The organism is Streptomyces sp. HNM0575 (genome assembly GCF_012726265.1).
Lineage (GTDB): Bacteria > Actinomycetota > Actinomycetes > Streptomycetales > Streptomycetaceae > Streptomyces.
The window spans coordinates 422,612-440,576 of sequence record NZ_JAASAG010000001.1 but is presented as its reverse complement, the minus strand read 5'-3'; the positions used below and the strand labels follow the sequence as shown (position 1 = coordinate 440,576).

Here is a 17,965-nt window from a genome sequence, read left to right as displayed (position 1 = left end):
CGGTCACCGGCAGGCGTGCACCGGCAGGCGGCCGCCCGAGCGCGGAAACGGAACTTCGGCACATGCACCTCGGCACACGAACCTCGGCACATGCACTGCGGCACATGCACTGCGGCACACGAACTTCGACACGTGAACTTCGGCGCGTAAGGCCCGACGGAAGGACCGGACGTACGACATGAGACTCGCAGTGGCCGGCGGCGGCTCCACCTACACCCCGGAACTCATCGACGGCTTCGCACGGTTGCGGGACACGCTGCCCGTAAGCGAGCTGACGCTGATCGACCCGGACACCGAGCGGCTGGAGCTGGTGGCGGGGCTCGCCCGCCGCATCTTCGCCGCGCAGGGCCACGACGCGACCGTCACCACGACCGCGGACCCCGAGGCGGGAGTCGACGGCGCCGACGCCGTGCTGCTCCAGCTGCGCGTCGGAGGCCAGGCGGCACGGCAGCTCGACGAGACATGGCCGCTGGAGTGCGGCTGCGTGGGACAGGAGACGACGGGCGCGGGCGGGCTGGCCAAGGCGCTGCGCACCGTGCCCGTCGTGCTCGACATCGCCGAGCGTGTGCGGCGCACCAACCCGGACGCCTGGATCATCGACTTCACCAATCCCGTCGGCATCGTCACCCGCGCCCTGCTCCAGGCCGGTCACAAGGCCCTCGGGCTCTGCAACATGGCGGTCAACCTCCAGCGCAAGTTCGCGAAACTGCTGGACGTCATGCCGGAGGAGATCCACCTCGACCACTACGGGCTCAACCACCTCACGTGGGAGCTTGGCGTACGGCTGGGCGGGCCCGGCGGCACCGACGTGCTGCCGAAGCTGCTGACCGAGCACGTCGACGGCCTGGCGCTGGACGTGCGGATGCCGCGCGGGGTGCTGGAGACCCTCGGCGCCTTCCCCTCGTATTACCTGCGCTATTACTACGCACACGACGAGACGGTGCGGGAGATGCGCGGCAAGCCCTCGCGGGCGGAGGAAGTCGCCGCCATCGAGCGGGAGTTGCTGACGATGTACGGCGATCCGAAGCTGACGGAGAAGCCGGCGCTGCTGAGCCGGCGCGGCGGAGCCTTCTACTCGGAGGCGGCGGTCGCGCTCGCGGCGGCGCTGCTGGGCGGGGACGCGGGCGGCTGGACGGGAGACGGCACGGGAGACGGGGCGGACGCGAGAAGGAGCGGGAGAGGGCCGGGCGGCGCGCGTCCGAGCGTGCAGGTCGTCAACCTGCGCAACGACGGCACCATGCCCTACCTGCCCGACGACGCCGTGATCGAGGTCCCGGCGGAGATCGGCCGGGACGGCGCCGTGGCGCTGCCCGTACCCGCCGCGGGCCCGCTACAGACGGGGCTGGTCGCGCACGTCACCGCGTACGAGGACCTGGCGCTCGACGCGGCCCTGCACGGCGGGCGCGAGCGGGTCTTCAAGGCGCTGCTGGCGCACCCGCTGATCGGGCAGTACGACCGCGCGGACGCGCTGACCGACCGGCTTCTCGCCAGCAACCGGGAGCATCTCGCGTGGGCCTGACCACCTCGGCCTGCCTGGCGATCGACGCGGGCAACACCAAGACGGACGTGGCGGTCGTGGACGTGGGCGGCACCGTGCTCGGCAAGGGGCGCGGCGGCGGATTCCATCCGCAGGCGGCCGGCTTCCAGTCGGCGGTGGACGCGCTGGCGGGGCCCGTGGCGGCGGCGCTGGCGGCGGCGGGCGCCGGACCGGAGACCGCGGCGGCGGTGAGGCCCGGAGGAAGGACCGCGGCGGGAGCGGGGCCCGGAGGAGGAGCCGAGGCGGGAGGTGGAGCCGGGGCGGGAGGTGGAGCCGGGGCGGGAGGTGGAGCCGGGGCGGGAGGTGGAGCCGGGGCGGGGGCCGCCGTCGCACATGTCTCGGCGTGCCTCGCCAACGCCGATCTGCCGCGCGAGGAACGCGAGTTGACCGCCGTACTGAAGGGACGCGGCTGGGGCCGTACGACGCACGTCGCCAACGACACCTTCGCCATCCTGCGCGCCGGGCTGCCCGACGACGGCTCCGTACGCCACGGAGTGGCGGTCGTCTGCGGCGCCGGCGTCAACTGCGCGGGCCAGGACGGCGAGGGCCGCACCCACCGCTTCCTCGCCCTGGGCCGCGTCTCGGGCGACTTCGGCGGCGGAGGCGGACTGGCCGAGGAGGCCGTCTGGTTCGCCGCGCGGGCCGAGGACGGCCGCGGCGAGGACACCCGGCTCGCCCGCGAACTGCCCTGGCACTACGGCCTCACGTCGATGTACGCGCTGATCGAGGCGGTGCACCTGGGAGACCTGCCCCGTGCCCGGATCCACGAGATCACGCCGATCCTCTTCGAGGTCGCATCGGCCGGCGACCCGGTGGCCCGCGCCCTCGTAAAGCGGCAGGCGGACGAACTCGTGACCATGGTGAAGGTCGCCCTCGCACGCCTGGACCTGCTGGAGACCGCCACCCCGGTCCTCCTCGGGGGAAGCGTGGCGGCGGCCCGCCATCCGCTGCTGCACGACCACTTCACGCGCGGGCTGGCCCTCCAGGCGCCGAAGGCCACACCGGAAGTGGTCACCGCACCACCCGTACTGGGCTCGGCCCTGCTCGGACTCGACCACGCCGGCGCCCCGCCCCAGGCCCACGCCCGCCTCCGCGCGCACTACGCGTGAGCGCGCGGGACGGGGCGGACGGGAGCGGACGGGGGCCGGGGCGTACGCGGCGTCCCGGCTAGGTCAGGTGGAGGGTGATCGTCGTCCACGCGCCGACGTGTACGCGGTCGCCGCTCTTGAGCGGCACCGGCACGAAGGGCTGGATCGGGTCCTCGGCACCGTTGATGGTGGTGCCGTTCGTGGAGTCCTGATCGACCACCGACCAGCTGCCGTCGGGCTGTTGCACGAGCACGGCGTGCTGATGCGAGACGCCCGGATCCTCCGGCGTACGGGCCAGATCGATGTCGGGCGCCTCACCCGTGGAGTGGCGGCGGCGGCCGATGGTGACCTGGTTGCCCGTGAGGGGCAGCTGCTGCTCGGGCGAGTACGCGGGCAGGTTGAGGCTCTCCGCCTCCGGGCCGCTGCGGTCCAGCATCGCGGCGAAGTACTCACGGTCGGGCGCGATGACCGCCACCCACGAACCGGACGGCGTGGACTGCTGCATGGGCCCGCCCGGCTGCCCCGGCTGCTGCGGGTATTGCTGCCCCTGGTGAGGCTGCTGCGGCGGGCCCTGATCCGGAGCCTGCCCCGGGAAGGAGCCCGGTCCCGGGCCCTGCCCGAAGCCCTGGTCCGGTCCCTGGCCCGGCCCCGGCCCCGGCCCCTGCCCGGGTTGCCCCGGGAAGGGCGGCGGGCCGGGCGGCTGCGGCTGCTCGTGCTGCGGCGCCACCGGCGGCGAGATCGCCCAGTCACCGCTCGGCGGGGAGGACTGCTGCGGTCCGCCGGGCGGGGGCGGAGGGGGAGCCATGGGCGCGCCCTGACCCGGGCCCTGCCCGATGCCCTGACCCGGACCTTGTCCCGGCCCCTGTCCTGGCCCCTGTCCCGGCCCCTGGTTCTGACCGGGGTATCCGCCCGGGCCCTGCGGGTGCTGATCCGGAGACAGCGACTCGGCGGGCCTGTTGATCTGGGACGGGCTGTTGTTGGGGTCGAAGTCGTACTGCTGGTCGCGGCCGGAGGACGGAGCGCTCGGGAACGGCGGAGGCGGAGGCGGACCGGGCTGGCCCTGCTGCCCCTGCGGGCCCGGGTAACCGTAACCGGGCGGCGGTGGCGGCGGACTCGGCTGACCTCCCTGACCCTGCTGCCCCGGGAAACCGGGCGGCGGCGGAGGCGGACCGGGCTGATCCTGCCCACCCGGACCGCCGGGACCGCCGGGACCGCCCGGCGCACCAGGACCGGGGCCGGGGCCGCCCTGCTGTCCGAACCCGCCGGGCTGCGGCGGCTGATCGGCCGGTACGTACGTCATCGGGGAGTTGGTGAGGAAGTTGTAGCGGCAGCTGTCGCAGAAGGGCGCCTGCCCCTCTCGGGGCTTGCCGCACTGGGGGCACGTCTCGCCCTGCGCCTGCGGGCCCTGCCCGCCGGGGGCACCGGGAGCGCCCGGACCGGGACCGCCCGCGTCGGGACCGCCGAAGCCGCCGGGACCGCCGGGCCCGGGACCCCCGCTGCCCGGCCCGGGGTAGCCGTACCCCTGGGACGGAGGCCCGGAAGGCGCAGGACCGGGACCACCAGGACCGGGACCGGGAGCGCCAGGGCCGGGACCAGGACCAGGACCCGCGCCCGGTCCGCCCGGACCGGACTGCGGCCCGGGGTAGCCGTAACCGCCCCCGGGAACCGGCGGCGAGGGTGACGGCGGCACCGCACCGGCGGGTGCCGCGGACGCGTCGGCCATGCGATGACCGCATACCTCGCACCAGTCGTCGGCGGCCGACTGGTGTCCGTTCGGGCAAGTCGGCATGGTGAGTGCCTCCCCCTCGTACTCCTGGATCTGCGTACCTGCGGCACGGCCCCGAGGGGAGCCGTCGCCTCGTTACCTCTTCACACGGACCGTCTGCGTGGACCGAGTCTCCAGCGTCATCTCGTCGGCGTCGGCAATCTTCGCCTTCAGCCGAACAGTACCGTTCGGGGCGTCGATGACGTCCACCACCTTCGAAAGCAGCTTCGAAGTATGAGTGTTGTCGGAGGCGTCGGCCAACCGTACGGCCCGCCCGAGTTGTGCCGTGGCACCCTCTTCGTCCCCGGCCTTGCGCCGCTCCAGACCGTCCTTGATCGCATCGGCGAGCTCGACCTGGCCGGTGTAGTGGGCGACTTGGGGGTGGATGCCGGTCGTGGCGGCCGGATCGTCCGTCCACACGGCGCGGATCAGACCCTGCGCGAGCGTCCGCGGAAGGCCGCCGCCGTCCGGTGCGGGAAGCGTCAGCGCGGCGCGCGCCGCCAGCATCTCCTGGCCCACCTCGGCGGGCGGCACCTCGACGCACACGTGGTAGTCGCGGGACTCCGCTCCCCACGAACCGGTCGGGTAGTCACCGGAGTTGGGCCCGGCGTCGGTGCGGCGTGCGGTCAGGTCCTCGACGGTGGGCGCGACCTGCTTGACGAACTCGATCTCCGAGCCCTTGGGCGTCCACAGCCGGAGCGCGACGTCCGCGACCTCCTTGCGCATGGCGTTCGCCATCATCTCCGTGAAGTCGGCGGCCAGCCCTTCGGGGAGCGCGACGATGTCGGCGGAGCCGAGCAGCGCCGACGCGATGCCCGTGACCTCCTTGACCTCCCAGTCGGTGCCGACGCCGCGTGCGTCGCAGGTGAAGCGCCCGGCGCACGCGTCGAGGGCGGCCTTCAGGCTCTCCGGGGCCTCGTGCTCGTTCCGCCCGTCCGTGAGCAGTACGCCGTGCCGTATCGGCCCTTCGTGGGTGGCGAGCAGCCTGCCGGCGAGGCGCAGCCAGGTGCCGATGGCCGTGCCGCCGTCCGCACGCAGCCTGCGCAGCGCGGTACGGGCGTCGGCGCGGGTCTCCGGCCCCGCGACCGCCAGCCTGCCGCCCCCGGGGTAGACCTCCTCGGCCGTGTGCCTGCCGGCGACGACCGCGAAGGAGACGCCGTCCTGGAGCGTGTCGATCGCAGCGGCGGTGGCCTCACGCGCGTTGCGCATCTTCGAGGCCGGATCGTCCATCGAGCCGGAGCAGTCGATCATGATCACGACGGCGGTGTCCGTACGGGCGGCTCCGTCAAGGGCGTTGGTACGCACACCACCGGTGCCGCCCCCCGTGCCCGTGCCCGTGCCCGTGGCCGTGGCCGTGCCCTTGGCCGCGCCCGTGCCGGACGGCGGGGAGGCGGCCGCGGGCCCGGCCGCCCCGGACCCGGACGTGACGGTGATGATGGCGTCCACCCGGTGCCCGCCTTCCGGCAGGTGCTCGTTCTGATAGACGTCGACGGAGAACCTCGGCGCCTGCGGCGGCTCGGCGAAATCGGTCATGTTCCGCTCCTGCTCCGTGCGTAGGGAAGCATCGTGGGAGGCGCGAAGACGCCCGGAGCGCCCGCGGCGGTTCCGCTTCCCGCACCGCCCGGCCCCTCGCACGGCTCCTCGCGCGGCGCCCGGCCCGGTGTACGCGCCGCCTCAGTCCGTGACCGCTCCCTCCGACGGAGACGGGAAGGGAATGACGGCCACCGTCGCGTTGTCGTGACCGCCCCCGTCGAGCGCGAACCCGACGAGCCGCTGCGCGGCGTGCAGCGGACGCGTACGGCCGTCGCCGGGCACGACCGCCGCCATCTGCTCGGCGGACTCCGCGTAGTTCCAGAGCCCGTCGGTGCACACGATCACCACGCCGGTGCCCTCCGGTTTGTACGACGCGGTGTGCGGCTCCACTTCGTAGGCGTCCGCCCCGAGCCAGCCCGTGATGGCGTGCGCGCGTGCGTCCGCGTAGGCCTCGTCCTCCGTCATCAGACCGGCCGCGACCATCTGCGCGGCCCACGAGTCGTCCTCGGTCAACCGGGCGGGCGGAGCGCCCTGTTCGTCGGGCACCCAGTAGGCGCGGCTGTCCCCGATCCAGCCGACGGTCAGAATGCCCTCCGCCGTGAGCGCACCGACGATGGTGCAGGCCGGGGCGTTCTTCGAGGGCTCGTTGGGGCCCTCGGCGGCGAGCGCGGTGACCGCTTCGGCGGCCACGACGAGCGCGTTGTGCATGGCCTGCTGCGCGGGCGCCCCCTGCGGCACGGAGTCGCGCATCGACGCCCCCGCGGCGCGGGCGGCGGCGGCCGAGGCGTCGTCGGGGCGCGTCGCGGAGGAGACGCCGTCGCAGACCACGGCGATGGTCGCGGGGGCCCCGGCGGGCGTGACCGCCTCGTACAGCGAGAAGAAGTCCTCGTTGCGGTGGTGGCGCAAACCGCGGTCGCTGGCCGCGGCCACCGACGGCAACGTGCTCTCCATGTGGTCGCGTTCGCGCGGCTGCTTGTGACCGCAGTGGTCGCAGTAGCCGTCGCCGTCCACGGCGCCGGTGCCGCAGGCGACACAACTCGCCGTCTCCATGGGCGAGTCGTCCAGCGTGACGCGGGGATCGGCGGCGCGCGGGTCGGGCGCGGCGGGAGTCCCGGGTGCGCCGGGCACGCCGGGCACGTCCGGTGCGCCGGGCACGTCCGGTGCGCCGGGCACGTCCGGTGCGCCGGGGACGACGGGTCCTCCGGGCGCGACGGGAGCACCGGGCACGCCCGGCGGCGGCTGCTCGTGCGTGGCCGACGGGGGCAGCGGAGGCGGGGGCGACGGCGGCGGTACGGGCGGGCCCTGCACGGGCGGTCCCTGCACCCCGGGCCCCTCGACCGGCGGGCCCTGCACCGGATAGTCGGGCAGCGTGGCCGGAGCTGCTTCCTCCGCCGGTGCCAGCGTGAAGTCCGGCTCGCCCGCCGGCCCGGCAGCGGGCGGCGGGGGCACGGCGGCCGCCGGGGGCGCGGGCGGTGCGGAAGGCGCGGGCGGTACGGAAGGCGCCGGCGGTGCCGAGGGCGCAGGGGGTACGGAGGGCGCGGGCGGCACAGAGGGCGCCGGAGGCACCCCGGCCGCCTGACGGGCCGCCGCCAGATCGGCGCCGCACACCGCGCAGTAGCGTTCCCCCGCCGCCGGCGGCTCGGCGCAGCTCGGACACGCGGACAGTCGATCAAGCATGGTCACACCCACGTCCAGGGGCGGAAGCGGCAAGTCCGTTCCGCCGGTTCATTCCTCTCGGTGCCGGAGCGCGCGAGCCCGGCCGGCCCGCCCGCCTCACCGGCACGCCAACCAGCACGGCCACCGGTACGGCCACCAGCACGTTTACCGGCACACGCGCCGGCAGTCGCTTCGGCACGCGCCTCGGCGCTCCCGCGGTCGGGGCGGCCGGCCCCGCCCCGTTCACCGGTCACGAGTCCGCCACCCCCTCCGCGCGTGCGGGACCGCCGCCCCCGTCCTGCCGCGCAAGCAGTACGTCCTGTGCGGCGTGCTGGTAACGCAGCACCGCGTCCTCGGCCGCCCGCAGATCGCAGGGCGCGCTCCACAGCATGCGGCGTGCCGCGTCGTAACGCTCGATCAGCATCCGGTCCCCCGCCATGCCCTGCTGTGCCACCTTCGCCTTGTACGCGTCCAGGCGCCCGCGCAGTTCCGCCCGTACCGCCAACGGAGCGGTGACGGCGGCGAGTTGGGCCCGCGCACGGTCCAGTTCGTCGTCGGCGCGCTGCTCCAGGCTCTCCAGCAGGGGCGAGAGCCGGTGCCACTGTGAGCGGCGCCGGTACTCGGCGGCGGCCGTCAGCTGCTCGTGCAGCGCCGTGGCGGGCCCGCTCACCGCGGGCACCTCGGAGGCCGCGATCTTCGCCAGCACCTCGCCGCGCGCCTCACGGGCCTCCGCGAGCGTGCGGTCGGCGCGCGACAGCACGTCCCGCAGGTTCATCAGCCGCTGCTCCGAGTCCTGGCGGACGTTGAGCACCGCGTCGATCTCCCGGCGGATGTCCTCCAGTTGGCGCGCCGCGCGGTCGTAACGCGACGTGTCGGGCCTCCCGCCGCCGGGGGCGCTGCTGCCGCCCGCCGGGGTCCAGAAGGCGAGCGGGTCGGAGACCACCTCGCCGCGCAGCGCGGTCAGTTCCTCCGTCGTACGTTCCAGATCGTCACCGGCCGGGTGCTCACCGGGGCGCACGCCGACGGAGTGCGCGAGGGAGCGCACCCGGCGCAGTTCGGCGGCGAGCATGTCTATGCGGGCGGGCAGCGCCGACCAGACCGAGTCGGCGGCCGCGACGACGTCGAGGGCCTGTGCGTACCAGCCGTTCATCCACTCGACGAGCCCGCCGAGCGTCACTTCCTCCGCCAGCCGCGGGCCCTCGCTGCCGTCGGCTCCGCCGGGCGCGGCGCCCTCGGGCAGCACGCTGCCCGGGACCGTACGGGGACCGCGCAGCAGCCGCGTCAGCTCGCCGAGGTCGTCGCGGCTGGGCCAGCGACGGCGCTCACGGACTTCCTGCGCCTTTTCGAGGGCGCCGCTGTAGTGCTCGAAGACGTTCCACAGCCGGGTGATGGCCTCTTCGGCCTCCGCCCAGCGCCGGGCGGTGATTCCGGTGAGGTCGGCGCCTTCGAGCAGGCGGCGGCCCGCGTGGTCCTGGAGCGCGAGCAACGACGACTCGACCGCCTCGTGTTCGGCGGTGAGCCGTTCGAGAGCACGGTCGGCCTCCTCCCGGCTCATCACCGGTCCGGTGGGTCCCGCGGGCCCCATCGATCACCTCGCTGCTTCTGTAGTGGCCTTCTTCAGTGGTGGTCTCTGTGATGGTGTTCCGGTCGCCGGTGCTCTGAAGTCGTGGGCGGGCGGGCCGTGATGCCGGTGCGCCGCCGCACTCCGGTGCCGGTCTCCCGGTCTCCCGGCCGCCCGGACCGCCGGACCCGGCGCTACGGAACGGCGTCGCTCCCCCCGTCGTCCGTACCCATCCTCACCGCGGAACAGCTGCACGGTCGACGACTGCTGTGGAACGACCGGAAGCAGAGGCCGCGATCGTGGCCGCGATCATTGAGGCGGGGGTGACCGCAGGGCGTCGCGGCGGCGGGCGCCCAGGACCGCGCCGCCCGCCCCGAGTACGGCTGTTTCAAGGCTTGTTCGCCCCTCCCCCTGGTCGTCGCCGGACCGCCTTCCCGGCTCACGTCGTGCGATGTGTCCGTCGCAGCGGGTCGGGGTCCCACGGCCAGAGTATGGCCACGGGGAACACCAACCACACTGTTTCCACAGGGATCTTGTTCGGATCGGGATCTGCGCAGGGTCCACCGGAGTCCTTCCCGCGCCCCTCTCCGTTCTCAACACGCCGCGTCCGCGGGCCCGGTTCCCCTCGCGCCGTCGCCCCACCAGGGCCGGGCCGCCCGTCGCCGCGCTCAGGCCAGCAGCCACAGCCCCTTCGCGCCCGTGGCGACACCGCCCGCGAGCGCGAGCCCCAGAATGATGCGGCGCGCCCCCTTCTCGGGCGTACGGGCGGCGAGCAGATGCCCCAGCACGATGCCCGTGCCCATCGTCGCGGCGACCAGCAGCCAGGCGGGGCGGGTGAGTTGGGGCAGCCCCTTGGCGGCTGCGGACATGAGGTTGACGACGAGCCCGTAGAACTGTGCGTTGGGCACGAACTCCCCTGCCGTCCAGCCCGCGTTGACCGCGTACAGGGAGAGCGCCGGACCGCCCGAACCGGCGGCCGAGTTCATGAATCCGCTGGCCGCGCCCGCCGCCACGGCCCCTGCCCTGCCGTGCAGCGCCCGCACGCGGGCACCGCAGATCACCAGCAGCACCGCGGCGGTGATGAGCACGCCCAGGCCGGTCAGCAGCACCGGCTCCGGCAGCCGCAGCGCGAGCCACGCGCCGAGCGGAACGGTGAGGGCGGCGGCGGCGACCAGCGGGACCATCGTGCGCAGCCGCACGTACGGCCAGCTCGTCGCGAGTCCCGCGACACCGATGACGACGCCCGCGCAGTTGACCAGTGCGACGCCCTGCACCGGACCCATCAGCAGCACCAGGCCGGGAGCGGCGAGCATTCCGAAACCGATGCCGGCCAGCCGCTGCACGGAGGACCCGAGCAGCACCGTCCCTCCGAGGAGGGCGAGGTAGGGCCACCCGGTGAGCATCCCTCGAAACTAGACGCCCGGGCGCCGTGACTGGAGGGGGCGATCACCGATTCCCTTCCGGAGTGCGGAAGTTCACATCCGTCGAATGAAGAGCGCGTCAGCCGGAGGGGATTCGTCGGCCGACAGCGGGACGGGCAACGGCGGGGCGGGAAAGGCGGACCGTGGCCGACGGGCCGGGACCGGCGGGCCGGGTCAGGTCGAGACCGGGTCGAGGTCGGGGCACGCGCTCATCCGCCGAGCGGCCAGGTGTGCGGCCCGTCCGGATCGTCGAGCCACGCCCACTGCACGCCGTCGCGAACGGTCAGGCCGTAGCGCTCCCGGTCCGGACGCCCGGCGCAGCGCCACAGCTCGTACACGTCGCACGGATCCAACGGACCCCCGACGAGGCCGAAGAGGAAGTGGAAGGAGTCCTGCCGCTGTGCGTGCCGCGGGACGCCACGCAGGACTCCGGCCCCGGATCGCTCCCCGGTCCGATCCGCCGCCCCGGACCGCGTCGCGGAGGTCGGGGCGGAGGGCGGGGCGGAGGGCGGAGCAGCGCCCCCGCGCAGCGGCACGAAGAACGCCGGCGTCGGCAGGAAGCGCCCCTCCCCGTCGCCCGGTCCGTCCACGCGCAGCGCCACCAGACCGGTGCCCACGGGCGCGAGGATCAGCGCCCCTCGTACGCACTGGGCCAGCCAGGCCGCGGGCACGGCGGGCACCGCACACGTCGCGATCACGCGGTCGTACGGAGCGTTCGCGGGCACCCCGAGCGCACCGTCGCCCGTGACGACCCGCGGCCGGTACCCGGCGGCGGCCAGATGCTCGCGGGCGGCCGTCGTGATGCCCGGATCCAGGTCGACGCTGGTGACGTGGGCGTCGCCGAGGCGGTGGGAGAGCAGCGCCGCGTTGTATCCGGAACCGGTGCCGATCTCCAGCACGCCCATCCCGTCCCGTACGTCCAGGGAGTCCAGCATGCGCGCCATCAGGGACGGCTGGCTGCTGGAGGAGACCAGCTCGCCGTCGCGCACCCGCGTCGCCAGCGGTGTGTCGTCGTAGACGCCTTCCAGCCAGCGCCGCCGTCGTTCCGGGTCGGGGTCGTCCCGCCACAGCCGCTCCCGGCCGCCGCCGGTGACGGCGACGTAGTAGTACGGCACGAACAGCTCGCGCGGCACCTCGGTGAAGGCCACCAGCCACGCCGGATCCGCGAGCGCACCGCCCGCGACGATCTGCCGCACGAGATCCGGAGCACCTGGCATGCCTCCACTGTGCTTCGGGGCGGGCGCACGCGCGAGGCCTGGGGCGGGGCGTGCCACTGCCCCCAGGCCGGCCCTCGCCCCTGGGCCCGTACCGGCCGAGGGCTGATGGCCCCGCGGGTACGTCTGCGACCATGGGGGACGTGATGGAGATTCCACGCGGCAGTTTGCAGACGGAGACCTTCTACGAGCAGGTCGGGGGCGAGGACACCTTCCGCCGGCTGGTCCACCGCTTCTACCAGGGTGTCGCCGAGGATCCGGTGCTGCGGCCCATGTACCCGGAGGAGGACCTCGGCCCCGCCGAGGAGCGGCTGACGCTCTTCCTCATGCAGTACTGGGGCGGCCCCCGCACCTACAGTGACCAGCGGGGGCATCCGCGGCTTCGCATGCGGCACGTGCCGTTCAAGGTCGATCGCGCCGCGCACGACGCGTGGCTGAAGCACATGCGGGCCGCCGTCGACAGCCTGGAGCTGTCCCCCGAGCACGAGCGCCAGCTCTGGGACTACCTGGTGTACGCCGCGGGCTCCATGGTCAACTCCCCGGACTGAGCCGACTCCCGGGACGCTGAGCCAAGTCCCGGGGCTGAGCCGAGTCCCGGGGCTGAGCCAACTCCCCGTACCGTCCCCGCCGTTCAGCGTCCAGCACACCGGAGTCCGCCAACACCCGGACGCGAGGCCGGATTTCGGAACGCGAGAGCCCGGGGACCGCACGGCCCAAAAGGGCGCGCGGCGGAACGCGAACAGGCACCCCCGCGCCCGGTCTCGGGCCCGCCGCGGGCCCGCTCAGACCGGCGTGACGCTCAGCCCCGGCGCCCTGCCCTGGCTGCTCCGCACCACGACCGACCCCGCAGGCGTGCGCAGCCGCAGCCACGGCCCCGCCTTGAGCAGCTTCAACTGCCCCTCCCCCGCGAGGAAACCGAGCGCGTGCGCGGCATGCACGGCCCGCAGCGGCAGCTCGGTCCTGCCCAGCGGACGGGACCAGATCTCCTCGGCGAGCCCGTCGAGCCGCTCGCGGGTACGCTCCTGCTGCCCCAACTTCTCGGCGCGCTCCCGGAATTCACCCACCGCGGCGGCGGCCACGGCCCGTACCGCGTCCGCGGGGACCTCGCCGAACGCCTCCCAGCCCCCGCGCGGCGGCAGCATCCCGGCCCACGGCGGACCCGTCACCGCCGTGGGAACCGCGAAGGCCTCGGCCGGCTCGTCGACGCCCTCCAGCAGTTCGCCCGCCGAGACGGTGACGTCGATCTCGGCGTCGGCGCCGGCGGGCTCCAGCAGACGTGCCGTACGCACCGCGAGCACTTCGAAGCGGGCGGGCTTGGCGAAGATCCCGACCACCCCGCTCCCGGCCTGGATGCGTACGGCCGCGGCCTTCTCCCAGCGCAGCAGCCGCCGCAGGAACGCGTCGAGCCCCGCGGCCTCTCCCGGGTCAGCGAATACGAGACGGGGCTGCCGCGCTGTCATCGAAGTAGTCCTCCAGGAACGCCCGTTCGCCGGCGGTCAGCCGGCGCGGACGCTCCTTCTCCAGGTCGTAGGGGACGATGACGGTCTCCGCCCGCACATAGACCGTCCCCTCGTCCTTGATCTCGTACGCGATGGTCGTCGAGGCCGCGTTCATCTTCGTCACCCACGTCTCGACGGTGACCGGCTCGTACCGGTGGAACAGCGGACGCACATAGTCGATCTCGTGCCGCGCCACCACCGCTCCGGTCTTGAACGGCGGCGGCTCGTCCGGAGACGAGGCCACCGCCTCGCCCGCCAGCCGGAACATGAAGTCGATCCGCGCCTCCTCCAGATAACGGAGGTGCACGACGTTGTTGACGTGCCCGTAGGCGTCCATGTCCGACCAGCGCAGCGGGCACCGGTATATGTGACGCACGTGAACCGATCAGCCTGCCTCAGCCGCGGGTGAGCTTCTTGTACGTCGCGCGGTGCGGGCGCGCGGCGTCCGGGCCCAGCCGCTCGATCTTGTTCTTCTCGTACGACTCGAAGTTCCCCTCGAACCAGAACCACTTGGAGTCGCCCTCGTAGGCCAGGATGTGCGTGGCCACGCGGTCGAGGAACCAGCGGTCGTGGGAGACGACCACGGCGCAGCCGGGGAAGTCCAGCAGCGCGTTCTCCAGCGAGGAGAGGGTCTCGACGTCGAGGTCGTTGGTCGGCTCGTCGAGCAGGAGCAGATTGCCGCCCTGCTTGAGGGTGAGCGCGAGGTTCAGCCGGTTGCGCTCGCCGCCGGAGAGCACGCCCGCGGGCTTCTGCTGGTCCGGGCCCTTGAAGCCGAACGCCGAGACGTACGCGCGCGAAGGCATCTCGACCTGGCCGACGTTGATGTAGTCCAGCTCGTCGGAGACGACGGCCCACAGCGTCTTCTTGCCGTCGATGTTCGCCCGGCTCTGGTCGACGTAGGAGATCTTGACGGAGTCGCCGACCTTGATGACGCCCGAGTCGGGTTCCTCCAGGCCCTGGATCATCTTGAACAGCGTGGTCTTGCCGGCGCCGTTGGGGCCGATCACGCCGACGATTCCGTTGCGCGGCAGCGTGAAGGAGAGGTCGTCGATAAGGACCTTGTCGCCGAACGCCTTGTTGAGGTGCTCGACCTCCACGACGACATTGCCCAGGCGCGGGCCCGGCGGGATCTGGATCTCCTCGAAGTCCAGCTTCCGGGTCTTCTCGGCCTCGGCCGCCATCTCCTCGTAACGGGTAAGCCGCGCACGGGACTTGGCCTGACGGCCCTTCGCGTTGGAGCGGACCCAGTCCAGCTCGTCCTTGAGCCGCTTGGCGCGCTTGGCGTCCTTCTGGCCCTCGACCTTCAGCCGGGACTGCTTCTTCTCCAGGTACGTGGAGTAGTTGCCCTCATACCCGATGGCGCGCCCGCGGTCGAGCTCCATGATCCAGCCGGCCACGTTGTCGAGGAAGTACCTGTCGTGGGTGATGGCGACGACGGTGCCCGGGTACTGCGCGAGGTGCTGCTCCAGCCACTGGACGGACTCGGCGTCCAGATGGTTGGTGGGCTCGTCGAGCAGGAGCAGGTCGGGCTGCTCAAGCAGCAGCTTGCACAGCGCGACGCGGCGCTTCTCACCACCGGAGAGGGTCGTGACGGCCCAGTCGCCGGGCGGGCAGCCCAGCGCGTCCATAGCCTGCTCCAGCTGGGACTCCAGGTCCCAGGCGCCCGCGTGGTCGAGCTGCTCCTGGAGCTTGCCCATCTCCTCCATCAGCTCGTCCGTGTAGTCCGTCGCCATCTGCTCGGCGATCTCGTTGAAGCGGTCGAGCTTGCCCTTCGTGTCCGCGACACCGGCCTCGACGTTCTCCAGCACCGTCTTCGACTCGTCCAGCGGCGGCTCCTGGAGCAGGATGCCGACGCTGTAGCCGGGGGCGAGCTGGGCGTCGCCGTTGGAGGGCTGGTCGAGCCCGGCCATGATGCGCAGCACCGTCGACTTGCCAGCGCCGTTGGGTCCCACGACACCGATCTTCGCGCCGGGCAGGAAGCTCAAGGTGACGTCGTCGAGGATCACCTTGTCTCCGTGCGCCTTGCGCGCCTTGCGAAGGGTGTAGATGTACTCAGCCAAGAGGAACCGTCCGGCAGTCAGTAGGTTTCGGAGCGCGGCCACGCCGCATGGACAGACGACACCCATCTTGCCGCACACGGCGCCCGACCCCGAAACGGGGCGGAGTGCGGGGGCCACCGCATCTCTGTGCGGTGGCCCGGTTCCGTGCGGGTCGCGTGCGCAGCCCGTGGTGGTCTGCGGGACACGGGCCGAGGCGCCCGGAGCGGCCGCCTTCCCGCGTCACCCCTTCTGAACGCCGCCGTCGTCCGGATTCTTCCTGCGCACCACCAGCACGGCCATGGCACCGAGCACCACCAGTCCGACCGCCGTGCCCGCGATCAGCGGGGTGCCGCTCGCGCCCGTATCGGCAAGATCACCGCCGTCGGCGACGGCACTGCTCTCGGCCGCGCCCGCACCGGCGTCGCCGCCGCCCACCGTGGCCGTACGCAGTCCCGGGCCGTCCGCGTCCTCCCCGGCCTCCGTCACCGGCACCGAGCTGCGCGTCGCGCAGTCCAGTACGCCGGTGAAGGTCTTCTCCAGACCGTGCGGGCCGGTGAGCGGTATGCGGTACGCCTGGTCCTCCCGCACCGGCACCGTGAACGTACGGCTGTCCGCCGCGTCCACCGCGTGCTCCCTGCCCGCGAGCCGGAAGCGGAAGGGCCGGTCCCCGGCGTTGGCGACGGTGACGCCGACGCCCTCCCCGGCGCAGCTCTTCTCCGCCTTGACCGCGGGTATCGCCCCCTCCGCGGCCCAGTGGACGTCCGCCGACGCGGAGACCATCGACCTGCTGGACCCGGCGAGTATCTGCGCCTGGCTCCCGGCGTGACCGCCCACTCCTGTGAGGGCCCGCCCGACGGGCACCTTCGTGGCGGCCTGCACGGTGAGCGAGCCCTGACCGGACCGCCGCCCCTGCGGCACGTCGAAGTAGAGCTGTGCGCCGTTCCGTGCGGAGGTCACCGGCTTCCCGTCCCGGCCCACGATCCGGGCGCCCGGCGATCCCGAGCCGGGCGTCTGCGAGACGGCGACGCCGGGCGCGCTCGCACGCACCGTGAAGGGGCCGAGGCGGCTGCCGCTCCTCCGCGGGAGCGTTGCGGGGTCGAGGGACAGCGACGCACGGGGCTCCGCCATCCGCCGTGCCGACCGCTGAAGATGGTCGGCCAGCTTCTCGGCGGCCGGATCGGCCGCCTCGACGCGGACACCGCCGCCCCCGCCCTCGCCGGTGCCTCCGGCGCGGCCGCGCCGCGCGGACGGACCGTCCGTGAAGCGCCATATCGCGACCTGGGTGCCCGCCGCGGCCGTCCGCGGTGAGAGCTTCCCGGCGCGGGCGGTCTTCGCAAGCGCCTGCAAGTCGTCGACCTGCGGATAGGAGTGCCGGAGTATCCAGAGGATCCTGCCTGCCTCCGGATTGTCGTGCAGTGACGTACGGCCCCAGTCGGTCTCCCCGTAACGCGCGTGCTGCTGCGTGGGGTTGTCCACGTCGAGCCCGTACGTCTGGAGCCTGCCGCCTCCGTCGACCGCCATCTCGAAGAGCCCGGCGCCGGTGGTCAGTTCCTCGCCGCTCTCGTGGACGACGGCCTGCCCGTAGGTCTTCAGCCCCTCCAGTGTGGCCGTCGCCCCGCCCTGCCGTGACGGCTCGTCATCGCTCGCCGCGGCGGCCGGAACGGCCGTGGCGGCCGCACCCGCCGTGAGCAGAACGGTGACCAGCGACACGGCTGCGAGACGTCGAGCCGCACGTGCGGCAGCGTGCCCGCTCACGACGGTCACGGCCCCGCGGACAAACCTCATGAATTTCCCCTCCGGGCGGCGCAGACACGACAGTTGAGAGATCACTGCGGCGATCCGGCCGGTCGCGTGCTGCCGTCCCACCGCCAAGCACTGAACCCCCGTCAGCCACGCGGGGATCGTAGGGAGCGGAAGTGTCCTGATCCTCGTCGATCCGGCCGTTGAAGCGTTCCGACTCAAAATCGTTATCAGCGAATCCGGCGGACCGGGACGATCAAGGCCCGCCCGACTGACCTGGAACCTTTGCCTCCGCCCCCGCGTCCGTCTTCGCTCCCGCGCCGGACTTCGCCACCGCCTTCGTCTTCGTCACCGTGCCCGACTTCGCCACCGTGCCGGACTTCGCTCCCGCTGCGGCGTCCGCCCCCGCTGCCGCCCGCGACGCGGACTCCGGAGCACCGGCCAGCGCAGCCGCCGCCTCCTCGGTGCCGCCCTTCCCCTGCTGCCCGTCGACCAGCCCGCGGCGGGCCGGGGACACCCGGACGAAGGCCGAGGTGCCGCGCGAGAGATCGTGCCCGACGGACGACGCCGAGAGCTCGGCGGAGAAGAAGTGCTGCCCGTCGCGGTCGGACTCCCGGACGCGGAACTGGCCCGTCACGATGACCGGTTCGCCGAGCGTCACCGACGAGGCCACGTTCTCCGCCAGCGCACGCCGGGTCCACACCGTGTAGAAGGTCGTCCCGGCGTCCGACCAGACGCGCTCCTGCGCGTCGAACCGCCGCACCGTGCTCGCGAGCCGGAACCGCGCCAGCGGAACCCCCGCCGCCGTGGTGCTGAACTCCACCCGCGTCGCCACGTTCCCCACGACCGTCACATGCGTCTCGTACATCACGCCCCCTGTAGTCCGCCGGCATCTCCGCGATCGCCGGCGCC

14 protein-coding genes are annotated in these 17,965 nt (G+C 73.4%); 3 read left to right on the top strand and 11 right to left on the bottom strand.

Features of this window, described 5'->3' with window-relative positions; genetic code table 11:
• Nucleotides 1-178: 178 nt before the first annotated feature.
• The gene (locus HCC61_RS01805) at nt 179-1,519 is read left to right on the top strand and encodes a 6-phospho-beta-glucosidase (RefSeq protein ID WP_169133418.1); all 1,341 of its coding nucleotides are present in this window, start codon (nt 179-181) and stop codon (nt 1,517-1,519) included.
• Nucleotides 1,510-2,646, top strand: coding sequence for a BadF/BadG/BcrA/BcrD ATPase family protein (locus HCC61_RS01800; RefSeq protein ID WP_169133417.1), 1,137 nt, complete (start codon nt 1,510-1,512; stop codon nt 2,644-2,646). Before HCC61_RS01805 ends, HCC61_RS01800 begins: the two co-directional genes overlap by 10 nt.
• 58 nt (nt 2,647-2,704) lie before the next feature.
• On the opposite strand, the gene HCC61_RS31405 is transcribed toward HCC61_RS01800, so the two are convergent.
• The 6 genes from HCC61_RS31405 to HCC61_RS01770 form a co-directional block, all read right to left on the bottom strand.
• Nucleotides 2,705-3,430, bottom strand: a complete 726-nt coding sequence (locus HCC61_RS31405; RefSeq protein ID WP_346776976.1) for an FHA domain-containing protein — start codon at nt 3,428-3,430, stop codon at nt 2,705-2,707.
• Nucleotides 3,431-4,486: 1,056 nt separating this feature from the next.
• The gene (locus HCC61_RS01790) at nt 4,487-5,923 is read right to left on the bottom strand and encodes a VWA domain-containing protein (protein ID WP_169133415.1); all 1,437 of its coding nucleotides are present in this window, start codon (nt 5,921-5,923) and stop codon (nt 4,487-4,489) included.
• 141 nt (nt 5,924-6,064) lie between these two features.
• Nucleotides 6,065-7,600: a PP2C family serine/threonine-protein phosphatase gene (locus HCC61_RS01785; RefSeq protein ID WP_206321934.1), complete on the bottom strand. Its 1,536-nt coding sequence runs from the start codon at nt 7,598-7,600 to the stop codon at nt 6,065-6,067.
• A gap of 229 nt (nt 7,601-7,829) precedes the next feature.
• Nucleotides 7,830-9,164 carry a hypothetical protein gene (locus HCC61_RS01780; protein ID WP_169133413.1) on the bottom strand — a complete coding sequence of 445 codons (1,335 nt, stop codon included), beginning with the start codon at nt 9,162-9,164 and terminating at the stop codon, nt 7,830-7,832.
• Between the two features lie 644 nt (nt 9,165-9,808).
• Complete coding sequence (locus HCC61_RS01775; protein WP_169133412.1) at nt 9,809-10,543, bottom strand: sulfite exporter TauE/SafE family protein; 735 nt, start codon at nt 10,541-10,543, stop codon at nt 9,809-9,811.
• A gap of 227 nt (nt 10,544-10,770) precedes the next feature.
• Nucleotides 10,771-11,778, bottom strand: coding sequence for a methyltransferase domain-containing protein (locus tag HCC61_RS01770; RefSeq protein WP_169133411.1), 1,008 nt, complete (start codon nt 11,776-11,778; stop codon nt 10,771-10,773).
• A gap of 140 nt (nt 11,779-11,918) precedes the next feature.
• On the opposite strand from HCC61_RS01770, the gene HCC61_RS01765 reads away from it, so the two are divergent.
• Entirely contained in the window at nt 11,919-12,323 is a 405-nt protein-coding gene (locus tag HCC61_RS01765; protein ID WP_169133410.1) for a globin, read from the top strand.
• Nucleotides 12,324-12,557: 234 nt separating this feature from the next.
• Here the strand turns inward: HCC61_RS01765 and HCC61_RS01760 are convergent, their stop codons facing one another.
• From HCC61_RS01760 to HCC61_RS01740, 5 genes are all read right to left on the bottom strand, one after another.
• Nucleotides 12,558-13,235, bottom strand: a complete 678-nt coding sequence (locus tag HCC61_RS01760; protein ID WP_169133409.1) for a hypothetical protein — start codon at nt 13,233-13,235, stop codon at nt 12,558-12,560.
• Nucleotides 13,201-13,650 (bottom strand): thioesterase family protein, encoded by a 450-nt coding sequence (locus HCC61_RS01755; RefSeq protein ID WP_346776975.1) that lies wholly within the window; start codon nt 13,648-13,650, stop codon nt 13,201-13,203. The genes HCC61_RS01760 and HCC61_RS01755 overlap by 35 nt, the downstream gene beginning before the upstream one ends.
• 19 nt (nt 13,651-13,669) lie before the next feature.
• Complete coding sequence (gene ettA / locus HCC61_RS01750) at nt 13,670-15,334, bottom strand: energy-dependent translational throttle protein EttA (protein WP_169133408.1); 1,665 nt, start codon at nt 15,332-15,334, stop codon at nt 13,670-13,672.
• A 219-nt stretch (nt 15,335-15,553) separates the two neighbouring features.
• Nucleotides 15,554-17,098, bottom strand: coding sequence for a thioester domain-containing protein (locus HCC61_RS01745; protein WP_169133407.1), 1,545 nt, complete (start codon nt 17,096-17,098; stop codon nt 15,554-15,556).
• A 211-nt stretch (nt 17,099-17,309) separates the two neighbouring features.
• Complete coding sequence (locus HCC61_RS01740) at nt 17,310-17,921, bottom strand: single-stranded DNA-binding protein (protein ID WP_169133406.1); 612 nt, start codon at nt 17,919-17,921, stop codon at nt 17,310-17,312.
• Nucleotides 17,922-17,965 lie beyond the last annotated feature (44 nt).

Bases quoted from the DNA above. Each gene is read 5' to 3' on its own strand.
- HCC61_RS01805 (WP_169133418.1), top strand. From the start codon at position 179: ATGAGACTCGCAGTGGCCGGCGGCGGCTCCACCTACACCCCGGAACTC.
- HCC61_RS31405 (WP_346776976.1), bottom strand. From the start codon at position 3,430: ATGGCTCCCCCTCCGCCCCCGCCCGGCGGACCGCAGCAGTCCTCCCCG.
- HCC61_RS01790 (WP_169133415.1), bottom strand. From the start codon at position 5,923: ATGACCGATTTCGCCGAGCCGCCGCAGGCGCCGAGGTTCTCCGTCGAC.
- HCC61_RS01785 (WP_206321934.1), bottom strand. From the start codon at position 7,600: ATGCTTGATCGACTGTCCGCGTGTCCGAGCTGCGCCGAGCCGCCGGCG.
- HCC61_RS01780 (WP_169133413.1), bottom strand. From the start codon at position 9,164: ATGGGGCCCGCGGGACCCACCGGACCGGTGATGAGCCGGGAGGAGGCC.
- HCC61_RS01775 (WP_169133412.1), bottom strand. From the start codon at position 10,543: ATGCTCACCGGGTGGCCCTACCTCGCCCTCCTCGGAGGGACGGTGCTG.
- HCC61_RS01770 (WP_169133411.1), bottom strand. From the start codon at position 11,778: ATGCCAGGTGCTCCGGATCTCGTGCGGCAGATCGTCGCGGGCGGTGCG.
- HCC61_RS01760 (WP_169133409.1), bottom strand. From the start codon at position 13,235: ATGACAGCGCGGCAGCCCCGTCTCGTATTCGCTGACCCGGGAGAGGCC.
- HCC61_RS01745 (WP_169133407.1), bottom strand. From the start codon at position 17,098: ATGAGGTTTGTCCGCGGGGCCGTGACCGTCGTGAGCGGGCACGCTGCC.
- HCC61_RS01740 (WP_169133406.1), bottom strand. From the start codon at position 17,921: ATGTACGAGACGCATGTGACGGTCGTGGGGAACGTGGCGACGCGGGTG.